The sequence below is a fragment of the Corallococcus sp. CA053C genome (genome assembly GCF_003611675.1).
GTDB lineage: Bacteria > Myxococcota > Myxococcia > Myxococcales > Myxococcaceae > Corallococcus.
Map to the genome: position 1 here is coordinate 1 of NZ_RAWA01000074.1, position 15956 is coordinate 15956.

Annotated in this window: 13 protein-coding genes; all 13 read left to right on the plus strand. The window is 71.1% G+C overall.

The annotated features are described in order from the left end of the window. The coding region (gene infB / locus D7V97_RS13050; RefSeq protein WP_233582735.1) for a translation initiation factor IF-2 at positions 1-2466 on the plus strand (2466 nt) is incomplete at its 5' end. 123 nt (positions 2467-2589) lie between these two features. Further along, positions 2590-3189, plus strand: a complete 600-nt coding sequence (locus D7V97_RS13055) for a DUF503 domain-containing protein (protein ID WP_120610953.1) — start codon at positions 2590-2592, stop codon at positions 3187-3189. After that, a complete protein-coding gene (gene rbfA, locus D7V97_RS13060) occupies positions 3186-3545 on the plus strand; it encodes a 30S ribosome-binding factor RbfA (protein WP_120610954.1) in 360 nt (119 codons plus the stop codon). Before D7V97_RS13055 ends, rbfA begins: the two co-directional genes overlap by 4 nt. A gap of 10 nt (positions 3546-3555) precedes the next feature. Then, complete coding sequence (gene truB / locus D7V97_RS13065; RefSeq protein WP_120610955.1) at positions 3556-4419, plus strand: tRNA pseudouridine(55) synthase TruB; 864 nt, start codon at positions 3556-3558, stop codon at positions 4417-4419. After that, positions 4420-4749 (plus strand): hypothetical protein, encoded by a 330-nt coding sequence (locus D7V97_RS13070; RefSeq protein WP_120610956.1) that lies wholly within the window; start codon positions 4420-4422, stop codon positions 4747-4749. A gap of 124 nt (positions 4750-4873) precedes the next feature. Further along, positions 4874-5143, plus strand: coding sequence for a 30S ribosomal protein S15 (gene rpsO, locus D7V97_RS13075; protein ID WP_120536218.1), 270 nt, complete (start codon positions 4874-4876; stop codon positions 5141-5143). Positions 5144-5580: 437 nt separating this feature from the next. Next, positions 5581-7734, plus strand: a complete 2154-nt coding sequence (gene pnp, locus D7V97_RS13080; protein ID WP_120610957.1) for a polyribonucleotide nucleotidyltransferase — start codon at positions 5581-5583, stop codon at positions 7732-7734. Positions 7735-7873: 139 nt separating this feature from the next. Then, positions 7874-8680: a hypothetical protein gene (locus tag D7V97_RS13085; RefSeq protein WP_120610958.1), complete on the plus strand. Its 807-nt coding sequence runs from the start codon at positions 7874-7876 to the stop codon at positions 8678-8680. A gap of 10 nt (positions 8681-8690) precedes the next feature. Continuing rightward, the gene (locus tag D7V97_RS13090) at positions 8691-9701 is read left to right on the plus strand and encodes a M23 family metallopeptidase (RefSeq protein ID WP_120610959.1); all 1011 of its coding nucleotides are present in this window, start codon (positions 8691-8693) and stop codon (positions 9699-9701) included. Between the two features lie 86 nt (positions 9702-9787). Next, complete coding sequence (gene dut / locus D7V97_RS13095; RefSeq protein ID WP_120610960.1) at positions 9788-10243, plus strand: dUTP diphosphatase; 456 nt, start codon at positions 9788-9790, stop codon at positions 10241-10243. 112 nt (positions 10244-10355) lie between these two features. Next, positions 10356-13682 (plus strand): SUMF1/EgtB/PvdO family nonheme iron enzyme, encoded by a 3327-nt coding sequence (locus D7V97_RS13100; RefSeq protein WP_120610961.1) that lies wholly within the window; start codon positions 10356-10358, stop codon positions 13680-13682. Then, positions 13679-14638, plus strand: coding sequence for an ABC transporter substrate-binding protein (locus D7V97_RS13105; protein ID WP_199728791.1), 960 nt, complete (start codon positions 13679-13681; stop codon positions 14636-14638). Before D7V97_RS13100 ends, D7V97_RS13105 begins: the two co-directional genes overlap by 4 nt. Beyond that, positions 14635-15948 carry an adenylosuccinate lyase gene (purB, locus tag D7V97_RS13110; RefSeq protein WP_120610963.1) on the plus strand — a complete coding sequence of 438 codons (1314 nt, stop codon included), beginning with the start codon at positions 14635-14637 and terminating at the stop codon, positions 15946-15948. Before D7V97_RS13105 ends, purB begins: the two co-directional genes overlap by 4 nt. Positions 15949-15956 lie beyond the last annotated feature (8 nt).

The window sequence follows — 15956 nt, forward strand, 5'->3', positions numbered from 1 at the left end:
GTCATCTCCCGCGGTCCCGGCTACGTGCAGCGTCCGGGCTCCACGGGTGGACGCCCTGGTGGTCCTCCGGGCAGCCGTCCGGGTGGCCCCGGTGGGCCGGGCAGCCGTCCGGGTGGGCCGGGTGGACCGGGCAGCCGTCCTGGCGCGCCCATGCAGGGCCGCCCGGGTGGGCCGCCGATGCAGAGCCGTCCGGGAGCGCCCATGCAGGCGCGTCCGGGCCAGACGGGTCCGGTGCGTCCGTCCTCGCCGCCTCCGGGCGCCGCGGGGGCTCCGGTGCAGCCGAGCGGTCCGACCATCATGGTGGGCGGTGTTCCGCACGCCCAGGTCGCCCCCACGCCGGGCGCCCAGGCGCGTCCCACGGCCACCCAGGCCGTGGTCATCTCGCGTCCGCTCATCCAGGTCCGCCGCGTCACGCCGACCACGACCCAGGCCAAGCAGTACCCCATGGCCCCGGGCCGCACGGCGCTCGGCACCGAGAAGCGCGAGTACAAGGTCGTCCCGGATCACCTGGGTCGCGGCCGTGAGCTGGTGGACGTCTCCAAGAACAAGGAGCGCGGCCAGCGCAAGCGCACGGGTCCTGAGACGACCAGCGTGTCGAAGCAGGAACTGTCCGACATGGTCTGGGGCCGGATCGCCATCCCCATCCGTGGCAAGAAGCGCAAGCCCACGAAGAAGGGCGCCAAGACGCAGATCACCCAGATGGCCGAGGAGAAGAAGGTCATCAAGCTGCAGGAGGGCATCAGCGTGTCCGACCTGGGCCAGCGCATGGGTGTGCGCACCACGGAACTCATCAAGAAGCTGATGGCCATGCAGAAGATGGCGACGGCGAACCAGATCCTGGACGCCGACACCGCGGAGCTCATCGCGACCGACTACCACTGGAAGGTGGAGCGCGTGGGCTTCGAGGTGGAGGACTACCTCCCGGAGGTCACCGCCAAGGCGGAGGACGAGCGTCCCCGTCCGCCGGTGGTCACCATCATGGGCCACGTCGACCACGGCAAGACGAGCCTCCTGGACGCCATCCGTCAGGCCAGCGTGGCCGCGGGCGAGGCGGGCGGCATCACCCAGCACATCGGCGCCTACAGCGTGACCACCGCGCGAGGCGACGTCACGTTCCTGGACACGCCGGGTCACGAGGCCTTCACGTCCATGCGCGCCCGTGGCGCCAACGTGACGGACATCGTGGTGCTCGTGGTGGCCGCGGACGACGGCGTGATGCCCCAGACCATCGAGGCCATCAAGCACGCGAAGCTGGCGGAAGTGCCCATCGTCGTCGCCATCAACAAGATCGACGTGCCGGGCGCGAACCTGGACCGCGTGAAGAAGGACCTGGCCGCGCACGAACTGGTCCCGGAAGAGTGGGGCGGCGACACCATCATGGTGCCCGTCTCCGCGAAGACGAAGCAGAACCTGGACCTCCTCCTGGAGAACCTGGCGCTGCAGGCGGAGGTGTTGGAGCTGACGTCCAACCCGTCCCGTCCGTCCGTGGGCGCCATCGTCGAGGCGAAGCTGGACCGCGGCCGTGGCCCCGTCGCCACGGTGCTGGTGCAGGAGGGCACGCTCAAGCTGGGCGACGCCATCGTCACCGGAACGCATTACGGCCGTGTCCGCGCGATGAACAACAGCCGCGGCGAGTCCGTGAAGGAAGTGAAGCCGGGCTACTGCGCGGAGGTCATCGGTCTGTCCGGTGTGCCCACCGCGGGTGACGCCATCAACGTGGTGGCGGACGAGAAGGCGGCCAAGCAGATCGCCGACCACCGCGGCATGAAGGAGCGTCAGTCCGAGCTCAGCAAGGTCAGCCGCGAGTCCCTGGAGCAGCTCTTCGCCAAGACGAAGGCGGGCGGCGGTCCCAAGGAACTGCGCGTCGTCATCAAGGCGGACGTGCAGGGCTCCGCGGAGGCGGTGCGCCAGGCGGTGGAGAAGCTCACCACGCACAAGGTGCGGGTGGTCATCATCGACGCGGGCGTGGGCGCCGTCACCGAGACGGACGTCATGCGCGCCGCTGCTTCCAAGGGCGTCGTGCTGGGCTTCAACGTCAAGCCGGAGTCCGGTGCCGAGGCCGCGGCCAAGGCGCAGCAGGTCACGCTGCAGAGCTACTCCATCATCTACGAGCTCATCGACGGGGTTCGGCTGGAGATGGAGGGCCTCCTGGAGCCCATCCGCACCGAGCGCAAGCTGGGCCGTGCGGAAGTGCGCAACACCTTCAACGTGCCCAAGCTGGGCACCATCGCCGGTGCGGCCGTCCTGGACGGCGTCATCAAGCGCGGCTCGTTCGTGCGCCTCATGCGCGAGAACAAGCAGCTCTTCTCCGGCAAGATGGCGTCGCTCCGCCGCTTCAAGGACGACGTCAAGGAGGTCGCGCAGGGCTTCGAGTGCGGTATCGGCATCGAGAACTTCAACGACCTCAAGGCCGGCGACATCATCGAGGCCTACGAGATCGAGGAGACCCGGCAGAGCCTGTCCTGAGTCTCGCGGTTCGCACTCGACGGACCCCCGGGAAGGCCCCACCTTCTCCGGGGGAATGACGCTGTGCCGGCGGTCGGCGCGCGCGGATGACGCGTTGCGCCGCTGCCGGCCTGGGGAACCTTTATGTTCGTGGGTGTCGCACGCCTGACCCTCCAGATTCCGGAGAGCGCCTCGCTGAAGTCCAAGCGCCAGGTGCTCCGCCGGGTGACGGACCGGGTGAAGGCCCGCTTCAACGTGGCCGTCGCCGAGGTGGCTGACCAGGACCTCTGGCAGAAGGCGTCGGTCGCGCTGGCGGTGGTGGGCAACGAGCGCCGCCACGTGGATGAGCAGCTGGAGAAGATCATCCACTTCATCGAAGAGATGTACGTCGCGCCGCTGATGGCCCGGGAGACGGAGATCCTGGCCTTTGGCGACCGGCTCTATTCCGACAGTGGGGCGGGCATGTTCCGCGCTCCGGCGAAGGTGCCGGAGGACGAACTGGACGGGGAGGTCGACCTGTCCCCCGAGGCCGCGAACGCGCACTCGGAGGCGGCCATCGCGCGCTTCCTGCGCAGCGACCGGTCGCTCGCGGAGGCCGAGGGGTTGGGCTCCTGGGAGGAGCGGCACGAGGGTGCTGGCCCGGGGACTTCCCGGCCCCCTGCTGAAGGTGGAAATCTGTCGCTGGACGACGCGCGGGCCAGGGCCCGGGCACTGCGCAACCCGCGAGATTGGGAGAAGAAATGACGACGCATTCACGACCCGAGCGCGTGGGGCAGGAAATCCAGGCGGCCATTGGCGCCCTGCTGACGCGCGGCGAACTGCGCGACCCGCGCATCGGCTTCATCACCATCACCGGCGTGAAGGTGTCGCCCGACTTGCGCGTGGCGAAGGTCTTCTATTCGATGCTGGGCACCGACCAGGAGAAGGCGGACACCCAGAAGGGCCTGGACGCGGCCAAGGGCTTCGTGCGCCGCGAGGTGACCTCCGTGGTCCAGCTGCGCGTGTCGCCGGAGATCTTCTTCGCGTTCGATGCCTCCGTGGGAGAGGGCGACAAGATCGACCGGCTCCTGCGGGAGGTGCGCGGCAAGGAAGGTTGGTAGAACCCCCTTCATGGACGGCGTCCTCGTCATCGACAAGCCGCTGGGCCCCACGTCCTTCGACGTGGTCCGCCAAGTGCGCACCCTGCTCAAGGTGAAGAAGGCGGGCCACACGGGCACGCTCGACCCGATGGCCACCGGGGTGCTGCCGGTGTGCCTGGGTGAAGCCACCAAGGTGGCGGGCTACATCACGGAAGGCGACAAGGCCTACGACGCCGTGGTGCGCCTGGGCATCGAGACGGACACCCAGGATGCCCAGGGCAAGCCGACGGCGGAGGCCCCGGTGCCGCCCCTGACGGCGCAGCTGCTGGAGTCGGCGCTCGCACCCTTCCGGGGCACCTTTGAACAGGTGCCGCCCATGTACTCGGCGGTGAAGATCGCCGGGAAGCGGCTCTATGAGCTGGCGCGTGCGGGCGAGGAAGTGGAGCGGGCCAGCCGCACCGTGACGGTGCACGAGCTGGTGCTGCGCGACTTCTCCGCGGACCGGCTGACGCTGTCGGTGCGCTGCTCCAAGGGCTTCTACGTGCGCACGCTCGCGTTCGACCTGGGCCGCGCGCTGGGCTGTGGGGCGCACCTGGAGGCCCTGCGGCGCACCGCGAGCGGCCCCTTCACCCTGGCGCGCGCGCTGCCGCTGGGGGACCTGGCGTCGCTGTCGCGCGACGTCGTGGCCGGGCGGCTGGTGTCGCTGGGGGAAGCGCTGACGGAGCTGCCGTCGGTGCGGGTGAACGCGGAGGACGCCCGGCGGGTGTCGCATGGCGTTCCGGTGGAGGTTTCTCCGCTGCCGGGCAAGGTGCGCGTGCTGGGCCCGGACGACGCGCTGCTCGCCATGGCCGAGGTGGTGGGCGGGCGGCTGCGCTATCTGCGGGTGTTCGTCTGAGTGGCCACCCGGAACCATGACATCTCCGTGAGCGTCGCTCCGGGCCTGCGCGGCGCCTTCGACGGGCGGCGCGAGCTGGCGCTGGGCGTCCCGGCCGCCGCGGGCATTGGCGACGTGGTGGAGGCGCTCCTGCGGCTGTACCCGCGCACGCGGCAGCTGCTGGCGGGCGACGGCGGCGAGCCGGGCGGCCTGTACCTGCACGTGGCCATGGACGCGGCGACGGCGCGGGAGCTGGCTTCAGGGACCGGGGGACTTCCGGGCGGCTGCCGGTTGTATGTCTTCGCACTGTCCAGGCCGCCGAGGGGCGGACGGGCCGTCGGCGAAGGTTGACCCTACGGGGGGTGAAGCTTATAAGCGGCCCGCTCGTTAGAAGGACAATGGCCGGGTCTGTACCCCTCCGCGGACCCAGGCGGCACGAGCAGTCACCCCGGAGCGGGATTCAGGAAGAAGCCCCATGTCGCTGCATCAGGATCGCAAGAGCGAGCTGGTCTCGAAGTTCCGCACCCACGAGTCCGACACGGGCTCGCCCGAGGTGCAGGTGGCGCTGCTGTCCGAGCGCATCAACATGCTCACCGAGCACTTCAAGACCCACAAGAAGGACCACCACTCCCGGCGCGGTCTGCTGAAGCTGGTCGGTCAGCGCCGCCGTCTGCTGGACTACCTCAAGTCCAAGGACGTGGCGCGCTACAAGAAGCTCATCGAGAGCCTCGGCATCCGCAAGTAGGCACTCGCAGCACCCGGGGCGCTGGCACACACCAGCGCCCCGCGCGTTTGTGCAGCACGTTTTTCCCGCCGCCGGGTGTTGCATGGGCCAGGGGGCGGGAGTTGTTGGAAGTGTTCAAGAAGCGCGGGCGTGGGTGAAGGGCGAGCAAGGGAAGGGTGGAGACGGGCTCTTTTGGTTTCCGTTCAGACCGGCCGACCTGAAGCAACGGGTGGGCGGGTGTGATCAGGGATCAAGAGGTCCGAGTCATCCCTCCGGCGCTCCGCAACGGAGCCCATTTCCGCAGTACAGGCAGCGGTGGTCTGGCACGTGCCTGCTTCAAGGCCCTGGCGACCGCTCATTCCCAGAGGGCCCCTGTCGGGCGGCCCGGCCCCGTTCACGCGGGCCGGCCGCGGCCGCCAAGGGTCCTCGCACGCGAAGCAGGCACAGAGGCCACACACATGTTGAAGAAGAGCGTCAAGATTGGTGAGAGCGAGCTGAGCATCGAGACGGGCCGCCTGGCCAAGCAGGCCGACGGCGCCGTGGTGGTCCGCTATGGCGACACCATGCTGCTCGTCACGGCGGTGAGCGCGCGGGAGAAGAAGGACATCGACTTCCTGCCCCTCACGGTGGAGTACCAGGAGAGGCTGTACTCGGCGGGCCGCATCCCGGGCAGCTTCTTCAAGCGCGAGGGCCGGCTGACGGAGAAGGAGACGCTGACGAGCCGTCTGATTGACCGCTCCTGCCGTCCGCTGTTCCCGGAAGGCTACGCCTACGAGACGCAGGTCATCGTCAGCGTCATCTCCTCCGACCCGGACAACGAGGGCGACATCCACGGTCTCACCGGCGCCTCCGCGGCGCTGTGGGTGTCGGACATCCCGTTCAACGGCCCCATCGCGGGCGTTCGCGTGGGCCGCGTGGGTGGCCAGTTCGTCGCCAACCCCACCGCGAAGCAGCGTGAGCAGAGCGACCTGGACCTCGTCATGGCGGTGAGCCGCGAGGCCATCGTGATGGTGGAGGGCGGCGCGGAGGAGGTCAGCGAGGCGGACATGGTGGCCGCGCTGGAGTTCGGCCGCACTGCGGCCAAGCCCGCCCTGGACCTCCAGGACGAGATGCGCGCGGAGCTGAAGAAGCAGGTGCGCTCCTACGACAAGCCGGCCGCCATCGACGAGGGGCTGCGCACCCAGGTGCGCGCCCTGGCCATGGACGGCGTCAAGGCCGGCTACGCCATCAAGGAGAAGGGCGCGCGTTACGAGTCGCTCTCCAAGGCGAAGAAGGCGGCGCTCGCGGCCCTCAAGGAGAAGATGGGCGCGGAGTTCACCCCCACGGTGGAGAAGCACGCCAAGCAGGTGGTGGAGGACCTGAAGTACGACCACATGCGTGAGCTCACCGTGAACGGTGGCCGCATCGGCGACCGCGGCCACGACGTGGTGCGCACCATCACCAACGAGGTGGGCGTGCTGCCCCGCGCGCACGGCAGCGCGGTGTTCACCCGTGGAGAGACGCAGGCGCTCGTGGTGGCCACGCTGGGCACCAGCGAGGACGAGCAGCGGCTGGAGTTGCTGAGCGGCCAGGCCTTCAAGCGCTTCCTGCTGCACTACAACTTCCCGCCCTTCAGCGTGAACGAGACCAAGCCCCTGCGCGGCCCCGGCCGTCGTGAGATTGGCCACGGCGCGCTGGCGGAGCGCGCGCTGCGCAACATGCTGCCGGCGGGCGAGAACTTCCCGTACACGGTGCGGCTGGTGTCGGAAATCCTGGAGTCCAACGGCTCCTCGTCCATGGCCTCCGTGTGCGGTGGCACGCTGGCGCTGATGGACGCGGGCGTCCCCATCAAGGCTCCGGTGGCCGGCATCGCCATGGGCCTCGTGAAGGAAGGCGAGAAGATCGCCATCCTCTCCGACATCCTCGGTGACGAGGATCACCTGGGCGACATGGACTTCAAGGTCTGCGGCACGTCCAAGGGCATCACGTCCATCCAGATGGACATCAAGATCACCGGCCTCACCACGGAGATCATGAGCCGCGCGCTGGAGCAGGCGCGTCAGGGCCGCGTGCACATCCTGGCGGAGATGGCGAAGACGCTGAACGCGCCTCGCAAGGAGATCAGCCAGTTCGCGCCGCGCATCACCACCATCCAGATCCGTCCCGAGTTCATCAAGAACGTCATCGGGCCGGGCGGCAAGGTGATCAAGGACATCATCGCGCGCACGGGCGCGGCCATCAACATCGAGGACACGGGCCGCGTGGACATCGCGAGCGCGAACGGCGAGGCCGTGAAGGCCGCCATCGCGATGATCCAGGCGCTCACGCGTGAGGCGGAGATCGGGAAGATCTACACGGGCACGGTGCGGAAGATCGCCGAGTTCGGCGCCTTCGTGGAGCTGTTCCCGGGCACCGACGGCCTCATCCACATCTCCGAGCTGTCCGACAAGCGCGTCAAGGCCGTGTCCGACGTGCTGAGCGAGGGCGACGAGGTGCTGGTGAAGGTCGTCAGCATCGACAAGACGGGCAAGATCCGCCTGTCCCGCAAGGAGGCCATGGCCGAGCGCACCGCCGCCCAGGGCGCGCCTCCTCCGGCCGCGGCCGCCGAGGCCACGCCCGACGCGAAGGCCTGATCCAGGCTGAAGCGTCGCGCTGACGCCCCGTTCCTTTCGCCTCCGGGCGAAGGGTCGGGGCGTTTTCGTTGCGGGGGGCGGTGGTTTAAATCCTTCCGGGCGCTTCCCGCGTTGATGGGGGACCGCCCTGGAGGCGTCCATGCCGTCCCGTCCCGCCAGCTCCGAAGCCCCGTCGAGCAGCTTCCTCACGGACGTCTCCCGCTTCCTGGGCGCGTTCCGCTGGGCGTTCATGCCCCTGGGCCTGCTGGCGCTGGTGGCGGTAGGCGTGCACGCGGCGGCGGACACGCTGGATGACCGGTTGCTCACGGCGGTGGACCGGCTGGACTCCGCGTTCGACGGGTTCGTGGGCCAGTACCCGGCGACCGCGTCCCTGGTGGACTGGGTGTCGCTGGAGACGCGCACCCGGCTGGCGCGCGCACTGACGCTGGCGTGGGAGCTGGCGGCGGACCTGCTCCTGGCGTTGCCCGCGCTGGGCTACCGCGAGGTGGCGGCCCCCGCGCCCACGGAGGCCTGGCGCGCGGTGACTGCGCTGTCGTCGGAGCCGTCCGCGCCTTCGTCGTGGAAGGCGCTCCTCCAGCGCTGCCTGCGGCGGCCCACGCCGATGCGGTGGGTGCGGCCCCTGGCCACGGCGGGCGTGGTCCTGGCGGGGGCGTGCACGGTGGCGCGGCTCGTCCAGGGGACGGTGTACCTGTCGTGGCGGCCGCTGTTCGGCGACACCGTGGCGGACCTGTCCGCGCGGGGGCTGGCGGTGGCGGCGCTGTGCGGCGTGAGCGTGTCGCTGGGCTGGCGCGCGGTGCTGAGAAACCTCCAGCACGCGGACGCGGCGTGCGCGGCGGTGGGGCCCCGGAGGGCGTGGACGCGCGGGCTGTTGGGCTGCGTGCTGGTGGCTCCCCTCGGGCTGGCCGCGGTGTGGGACGCCGCGCCGGTGCTGTCCTTCCTGCGCTGAGGGGTGACGCATGTTCGCTCGACGCGCCCGGGGACTGTTGGACTTCACCTTCGCGCTCTTGTGCGTGTGGTGCGCGTACCACCACACGCCCGCGGGCGCGCTGGTGCGGCGCACGGGGGCGTGGGCCTTCCACACGCGCACCACGGCGCGGCCGCTGCTGGCGTACTACGACGGGGTGAGCGGCACGGCGATGCCCACGCCAAACGCGCTGCCGGCCTCCATGCTCACGCGCGTGCCCACGAGCGTGGAGGCCCTGGCGTGGGGGACGCACTCGGCGCTGAAGGGCCTGGATCCGAAGGCGCGCGAGCCCGCGCTGGCCCTGGCGCGTGAGGTGGGCATCGCTCCGGAGACGCTGTTGGATGCGGGGCGGGGGCCGGCGGCGACCCGGCGTCTGTTGGACGCGCTGGCCGCGGACTTTCCGTCGGAGGAGGCGCGGGTGACGGCGGTGTTCGCCGGGCGGGTGCCCGCGCGCTTCGCGCTGGAGCGGGTGGGCGCGGAGGGTGGGGGGCTCACGCTGGAGCGGCTGGCCCGGCAGCTTCCGCCGGGCTTCGAGGGCTCGTCCGTGGGGGCGGCGCAGGCGCTGGCGCTGTCGACGGCGTTGATGCTCGGGTGGCCGGTGGCGGAGAGCGCGCCCGTGACGAGCCCCTTCGGCTACCGCACGCACCCGACGCTGCGCACGCGCCGGATGCACACGGGCGTGGACCTGTCGGTGCGCACGGGCACGCAGGTGTCCGCGGTGGCGGCGGGCGTGGTGCGCCGCGCGAGCGAGGACTCCGTGAACGGCCGCGTGCTGGTGCTGGACCACGGGCGGGGCGTGACGACGGCGTACTGCCACAACTCGGAGCTGCTGGTGAAGGCGGGCACGCGCGTGGAGAAGGGGCAGGCCATCGCGCTGTCGGGAAGCACCGGTCGCTCCACCGGGCCGCACCTGCACTACCAGCTGGAGCTGGCCGCGCGGCCCGTGGACCCGTTCGGGTTCCGCACCGCACTGCGCGTGGCGGACGGCGCGACGGAGCTGTGAGGGGGCTTGCCGGCCGACCCCGTGGCGACCCGTGGCGTCGGGTCAGGAAGTCGAGCGGGGCCGGGACGCGTGGTACAGCCAGGGGTATGGACCCCTCGCTGACCGTTCCCGTCCGCCGGGTGCGCGCTCATCCGGACCCGCTGCCCTTGCCCCGCTATGAGACGGAGCACGCCGCCGGGTTGGACCTGCGGGCCGACATCGACGGGGAGCGGGTGTTGCAGCCCCTGGAGCGGATGGCGGTGCCCACGGGGCTGGCGTTCGCGCTCCCCCCGGGGTTCGAGGGCCAGGTGCGGCCCCGCTCGGGGCTGGCGCTGCGCCACGGGGTGACGTGCCTGAACTCCCCCGGGACGGTGGATGCGGACTACCGGGGCGAGGTGCAGGTGCTGCTCGTCAACCTGTCGAACACCCCCTTCACGCTGCGGCGCGGGGACCGGGTGGCCCAGCTGGTCGTGGCACCGGTCACCTCCACGGCGCTTCGGGAGGTGGAGGTGCTGGACGTGACTTCCCGGGGTGACGGAGGCTTCGGGTCCACCGGCCGCTGACGCCCGGCGCGCAACGTCGTTCCTCAATGGCGCCAGAGAAGGCAGAATAGGGGCCCCGGCCGTCCGCCGGGAGGCCGCTCCCCCCGCGACCTCGTTCCGGAGTTTCACTGCTTTGCTCTGCTATCGCTGCGGCAGCCATGTCCCCGACACGAGTGAAACCTGTGCCACGTGTGGCCAGAAGTTCGATGCGGCCGCGCGTCTGGCAGCGGGGGCGGCGCGCAAGCGGGGCACGGAGGGCGCGCCCTACAAGCCGGGCGACGTCGTCGCCAACCGCTACGCCATCCAGGAGGTGGTGGGCTCCGGGCCGCTGGGGTTCGTGTTCCGCGCGCAGGACCAGGCCATCGACGTGGAGGTGGCGCTGAAGGTCATCCAGCCGCGCCTGGTGCAGCAGCCGGAGGAGCGAACGCAGTTCGCGCTGTCCATGCGGGTGGGCAAGAAGCTCAACCACCCGAACCTGGTGCGCGTCTACGAGGAGGGCGTCGACGGGGACCGGCCCTACTTCGCGATGCAGCTGCTGGAAGGCATCACGCTGCGCCGGATGATGGAGCAGCGCGCGTCGAAGGGGCAGCTGTTCTCGCTGAAGGAAGTGGAGCCGCTGCTGGCGCAGATGGCGGCGGCGCTGGACGGCGCGCACCGCTTCGGGCCGCACTCGGACCTGAAGCCGGAGAACGTGTACGTCCTGCCGGACCTGCTGAAGGTGACGGACTACGGGCTGGGGCTCGCGGTGCCGCATCTGCCGTTCGTGCAGGCGCAGAAGGGGCACCGGGCGGCGGCGTACATCGCGCCCGAGTACGTGAATGGCGCGGAGCTGGACACGCGCATGGACGTGTACTCGCTGGGCGTGCTGATGGGGGAGATGGTCACCGGCCTGCTGCCCGAGGACGGCGGCGTGCCCGAGGTGACGGTGCGGCACCCGGACCTCCCGCCCGCGTTCGAGTCCCTCTACCGGCGCGCGCTCAACCAGAACCCTCTGGCGCGGCCGAAGTCGGGTGGCGAGCTGCACGCGGAGTTCGCGGCGCTGGTGCAGCGTCACCCGGCCGCGGCTTCGAGGACGCGAGCGGTGCCGCCCACGGGCGCGCTTCCTCCCGCAGCGGTGGCCGCGAGGGCCGCGAACAAGCCGCTGCCGCCGGTGCCCACGGGCATGCTGCCCATCGCGACGGCGCCCACGCCGGCCGCGCCCATCCCGGTCAAGGAGGATGATCCGCCGCCGGATGCGACCCAGCCGCTGGACGCGGCGACGCTGGCGGCGATCCTGGGCTCGAACAAGCAGGCGCTCGACTACATCCTGGGCCCGGAGGCGCGGTCTGTTTCCGACGCGGCGACGCAGCAGGAGATGCGGGCGGTGGCGGAGCGCCAGGCGCCCGGGCGCGGTGGGCGAGGCTCGGATGCGTCCTCGCAGCAGGATCCGAGAGCGCTGGGACAGGCCCCTGAGGCGGCGACGCAGCAGGAGCCCCGTGCGTCGCGCGGCGGTGATGGTGTGGCTTCCGCGGAGGCGCGTCCTTCGTCGTCGAAGGCCGCCGAGCCGGTGATGCGCATCTTCGCGAAGGCGGAGGAGCCGTCGTTTCCGCCCGACCCCCGTGCGTCGTCCCGCTCTGCCGAGTCCGGCGCGGACGGGCGCCTGGGGAGCCGTGGTGCGGACGGCGCCAGCGATGGGCGTCAGGCGGGGCGCGGCGGCGATGCCTCCGCGGACTCCCGGCGCGGTGCCGAGGGTGCTTCTGGCGATGGTCGTTCGAGCGGTCGCGGCGGTGAGACCTCGTCCAGCGATGGGCGCTCAGGCGGTCGCAATGGTGAGGCTTCGTCCGGCGATGCGCGCTCAGGTGGCCGCAACGGCGAGGCCTCCGCAAGCGATGGGCGTTCGGGTGGTCGCAACGGAGAGGCTTCGTCCAGCGACGGTCGTTCCGGTGGCCGCAACGGTGAAGCCTCCGCAAGCGATGGGCGTTCGGGTGGCCGCAACGGAGAGGCCTCCGCGAGCGACGGTCGTTCCGGTGGTCGCAACGGTGAAGCCTCCGCAAGCGATGCGCGCTCAGGTGGCCGCAACGGTGAGGCTCCGTCCGGCGATGGGCGCTCAGGTGGCCGCAACGCTGAGGCTTCTTCCGGCGACGGGCGTTCAGGCGGACGCAACGCTGAGGCTTCGTCCGGCGACGGGCGCTCAGGTGGACGCAACGGTGATGCTTCATCCGACTCCCGGCAGGCAGGCCGCGGTGCGGAGGCTTCCGGCGACGGTCGTTCAGCCGGACGCAACGGTGATGCATCTGCCACGGAGTCGCGTCAGGGCGGACGCGGCGCGGACTCCAGCCAGGACGCACGGTCGGGTCGGAGCGCGGACGGCGATGGGCGCCAGGGCGGCCGGAACTCAGACGACGACGAGGTCTCCGAGTCCCGCTCCTCCAGCCGTGGTGGCCGCAACTCACGGGCCTCCGGCGCCGTCGCCTCGGTGAACGCTCGTGGCGCGGATCCGTCCGGGCCTCGGGGTGCCTCGCGTGCGTCCGCGGCGCAGGGCGCGGTCCGCTCCTCCGGCTCGCAAGGGGAGGCCTCCACGGGCGGGCGCTCCACCGGTTCGCGCAAGTCCGAACCTTCGCCCGAGACGTCGGGGATCCGCTCCGCGCCGCGCCGGCTGCCGCCCTCGGTCTCCGGCCTGCACACGCTGCCGACCACGCGCGCCACGCAGGCGAAGCCGGCCCGCTCAGGCCCCAGCGCGATGGTGTGGATGGTGGTCCTCGCGGTGATGGGCGTCGTGCTGGGCGCGGGCGGTGGCTACCTCTGGCTGCGCCTGCGCCAGTCCCAGGCCGCGAAGAACGCTCCCGTTCCTCCTCCGCCCGGACCTTCCACGGGCCTGGGGGCCGCGCTGAACTGTCCCGCCGGCATGGTCTCGGTGAGTGGCGGCAGCTTCAAGAAGGGGTCCTCGAAGGAGGACCAGCAGGCGTTCCGCTCCAGCGACGAGAGCCTCCTCGCCAGCGTCCCGGTGGAGTCGTTCTGCGTGGACGAATTCGAGTTCCCCAACAAGCAGGGCCGCAAGCCGCGCGTGTCGGTGAGCTGGCTCGACGCGAAAGGCCTCTGTGCCGAGGCCGGCAAGCGGCTGTGCACGGAGAACGAGTGGGAGAAGGCCTGCAAGGGCCCCGGCAACGCGCGCTTCTCCTCCGGGGATGCACCCGTGTCGACCGCCTGCAACACCGGCACTGCCGAGGGGACGCCGGGGGCGCTCGCGGCCTCCGGCCAGTTCGGCGAGTGCCGCTTCAACTTCGGGCCCTCGGATATGTCCGGCAACGCGGCCGAGTGGACCTCCACGCCGTTCCCGAGCAGCAACGACGACATGATCATCAAGGGCGGCTCCTTCGACAGCCCGAGCGATGCGTCGCGGTGCGCGGCTCGCAAGCGGGGGGCCACCGCCCACAAGGATGCGAACCTGGGCTTCCGCTGCTGCGCCAACCCGCTGCCATGAAGCTCCCTGGGACGCTCGCGCTCCTGGCGCTCCTGCTGCCCGCCGTCGTCCTCGCGCAGGGAACGCCGCGAACCCCGGCCCGGCCCCGCGTCGTCGCGGTGAAGTCCTCGAGCCTCGCGCCCTATGCGTCCTTCCTCGCCGGCTTCGCTTCGGAGGCGCGCGCCGACGTCACCGAGGTGACGCTGGAAGAGAGCCCGACGGAGGCTGCTCGCGTCTTCAAGTCGCTGGCCGCGCAGAAGCCCGCGCTGGTGCTGGCCCTGGGCCCGCTCGCCGCCAACGCCGCGCGGCGCTCGCTGGGTGAGGACGTGCCCGTGCTGTTCGCGATGGTGCCGTACCACGAGAAGTACGGCCTGGAGGCGCCGCACGTCACCGGCATCGCGCTCACCAGCGACTTCGGCCCGGAGTTGGCCGCGCTCAAGGCCGTGGCGCCTGGGGCGAAGCGCGTGGGCATCCTGCATGACCCCCGTTCGTCCGCGGGCGCGGTGGCCCAGGCCCGTTCCGCGGGCGCGGCCCTGGGGCTCAGCATCGTCCCGCTGACCGTGGAGGCGCAGGAGCGCGCGGGCGAGGTGCTGGAGGGCGCGGCCGGGAAGGTGGACGGCCTGCTGATGGTTGCGGACAAGACCGTGGGCAATGCCTCCGTCGTCCAGGCGCTCATCGCCTTCAGTGCTTCCCACCGCGTGCCGCTGGTGGCGCTCACGGCCAGCCAGGTGAAGGAGGGCGCGACGCTGGCCCTGTCGCCCGCCCCGCTGGCGCTCGGTCAGCAGGCAGGCAGGCTGGCCAACCGACTCATCCACGAGAAGGTCGACCCCGGCGCGCTGGCGGTGGCGCGGCCTGAAGGCATGGACCTCTCGTTCAACCTCACCGCCGCCAAGAAGTCAGGTCCGTCCTGTGACGTCGCGCTGGAAGTGCTCCGGTTCGCGGCGCGCCGGGACTTTGCCGTGAAGGTCTACGAGTGATTCCACGATACAGCCGTCAGGAGATGGCCTCCCTCTGGTCCGACGTCGCCCGCTACCGCCGCTGGCGCGATGTGGAGCTCGCCGCGCTGGAGGGCATGGTCGCGCAGGGACTCGCCCCGAAAGAAGCGCTCGCGGACTGCCTGGCCCGCGCCGGTGACTTCACCGCCGAGGATGCCGCGCGCATCGACGAAATCGAGCGCACCACCAAGCACGACGTCATCGCCTTCCTCACGTTCGTGGAGGAGCGCGTGGGGCCCAGCGCCCGCTGGCTGCACCTGGGCATGACGTCCTCGGACGTGCTGGACACGTCGCTGGGGCTCACCCTGCGCGACGCGGTGGACCTCATCCTCAAGGGCATGGACCGCGTGATGGCCGCGGTGGAGAAGCGCGCCTTCGAGCACAAGCACACGCTGCAGATGGGCCGCAGCCACGGTATCCACGCGGAGCCCATCACCTTCGGGCACAAGCTGGCCATCTGGTACGACGAGCTGCGCCGGGGCCGCACCCGCCTGGAGCACGCGCGCGACACCATCGCCGTGGGGAAGATCTCCGGCGCGGTGGGCACGTTCGCGCACCTGCCGCCCGCGGTGGAGGAGCACGTCTGCCAGAAGCTGGGCCTGAAGCCCGCGCCCGCCTCCAGCCAGGTGGTGCAGCGCGACCGGCACGCGGAGTTCTTCACCGCGCTCGCGCTCGTGGGCTCCAGCCTGGAGAAGTTCGCCGTCGAAATCCGTCACCTCCAGCGCACGGAGGTGCGCGAGGTGGAGGAGGCCTTCACGCCGGGCCAGAAGGGCTCCAGCGCGATGCCGCACAAGCGCAACCCCATCCTGTCGGAGAACCTCACCGGCCTCGCGCGCCTGCTGCGCGGCTACGCGGTGAGCGCGATGGAGGACGTGGCGCTGTGGCACGAGCGCGACATCTCCCACTCGTCCGTGGAGCGCGTCATCGGGCCGGACGCCACGGGGCTGCTGGACTTCATGCTCCACCGCTTCGCGGGGCTCGTGGAGAACATGCGCGTCTACCCGGAGCAGATGAAGAAGAACCTGGACCTGCTCGGCGGCGTCGTGAACTCGCAGCGGCTCCTGCTGGAGCTTGCGCGCAAGGGCATGGACCGGCAGGCCGCGTACGTCGTCGTCCAGCGCAACGCGATGAAGATGTTCGAGGAGGGTGTGGACTTCCGGCAGGCGCTGCTCGCGGACGCGGACCTGCTCAAGATGATGACGCCCGAGGAGATCTCCGACTGCTTCTCCCCGGGCTACCACACGCGCCAGATGGACGCGGTGTTCCAGCGCGTGTTCGGCCGCGCCAGCTAGGGCACGGC

Bases quoted from the DNA above. Each gene is read 5' to 3' on its own strand.
- rpsO (WP_120536218.1), top strand. From the start codon at position 4,874: ATGTCGCTGCATCAGGATCGCAAGAGCGAGCTGGTCTCGAAGTTCCGC.
- truB (WP_120610955.1), top strand. From the start codon at position 3,556: ATGGACGGCGTCCTCGTCATCGACAAGCCGCTGGGCCCCACGTCCTTC.
- dut (WP_120610960.1), top strand. From the start codon at position 9,788: ATGGACCCCTCGCTGACCGTTCCCGTCCGCCGGGTGCGCGCTCATCCG.
- D7V97_RS13085 (WP_120610958.1), top strand. From the start codon at position 7,874: ATGCCGTCCCGTCCCGCCAGCTCCGAAGCCCCGTCGAGCAGCTTCCTC.
- rbfA (WP_120610954.1), top strand. From the start codon at position 3,186: ATGACGACGCATTCACGACCCGAGCGCGTGGGGCAGGAAATCCAGGCG.
- D7V97_RS13090 (WP_120610959.1), top strand. From the start codon at position 8,691: ATGTTCGCTCGACGCGCCCGGGGACTGTTGGACTTCACCTTCGCGCTC.
- pnp (WP_120610957.1), top strand. From the start codon at position 5,581: ATGTTGAAGAAGAGCGTCAAGATTGGTGAGAGCGAGCTGAGCATCGAG.
- D7V97_RS13055 (WP_120610953.1), top strand. From the start codon at position 2,590: ATGTTCGTGGGTGTCGCACGCCTGACCCTCCAGATTCCGGAGAGCGCC.
- D7V97_RS13105 (WP_199728791.1), top strand. From the start codon at position 13,679: ATGAAGCTCCCTGGGACGCTCGCGCTCCTGGCGCTCCTGCTGCCCGCC.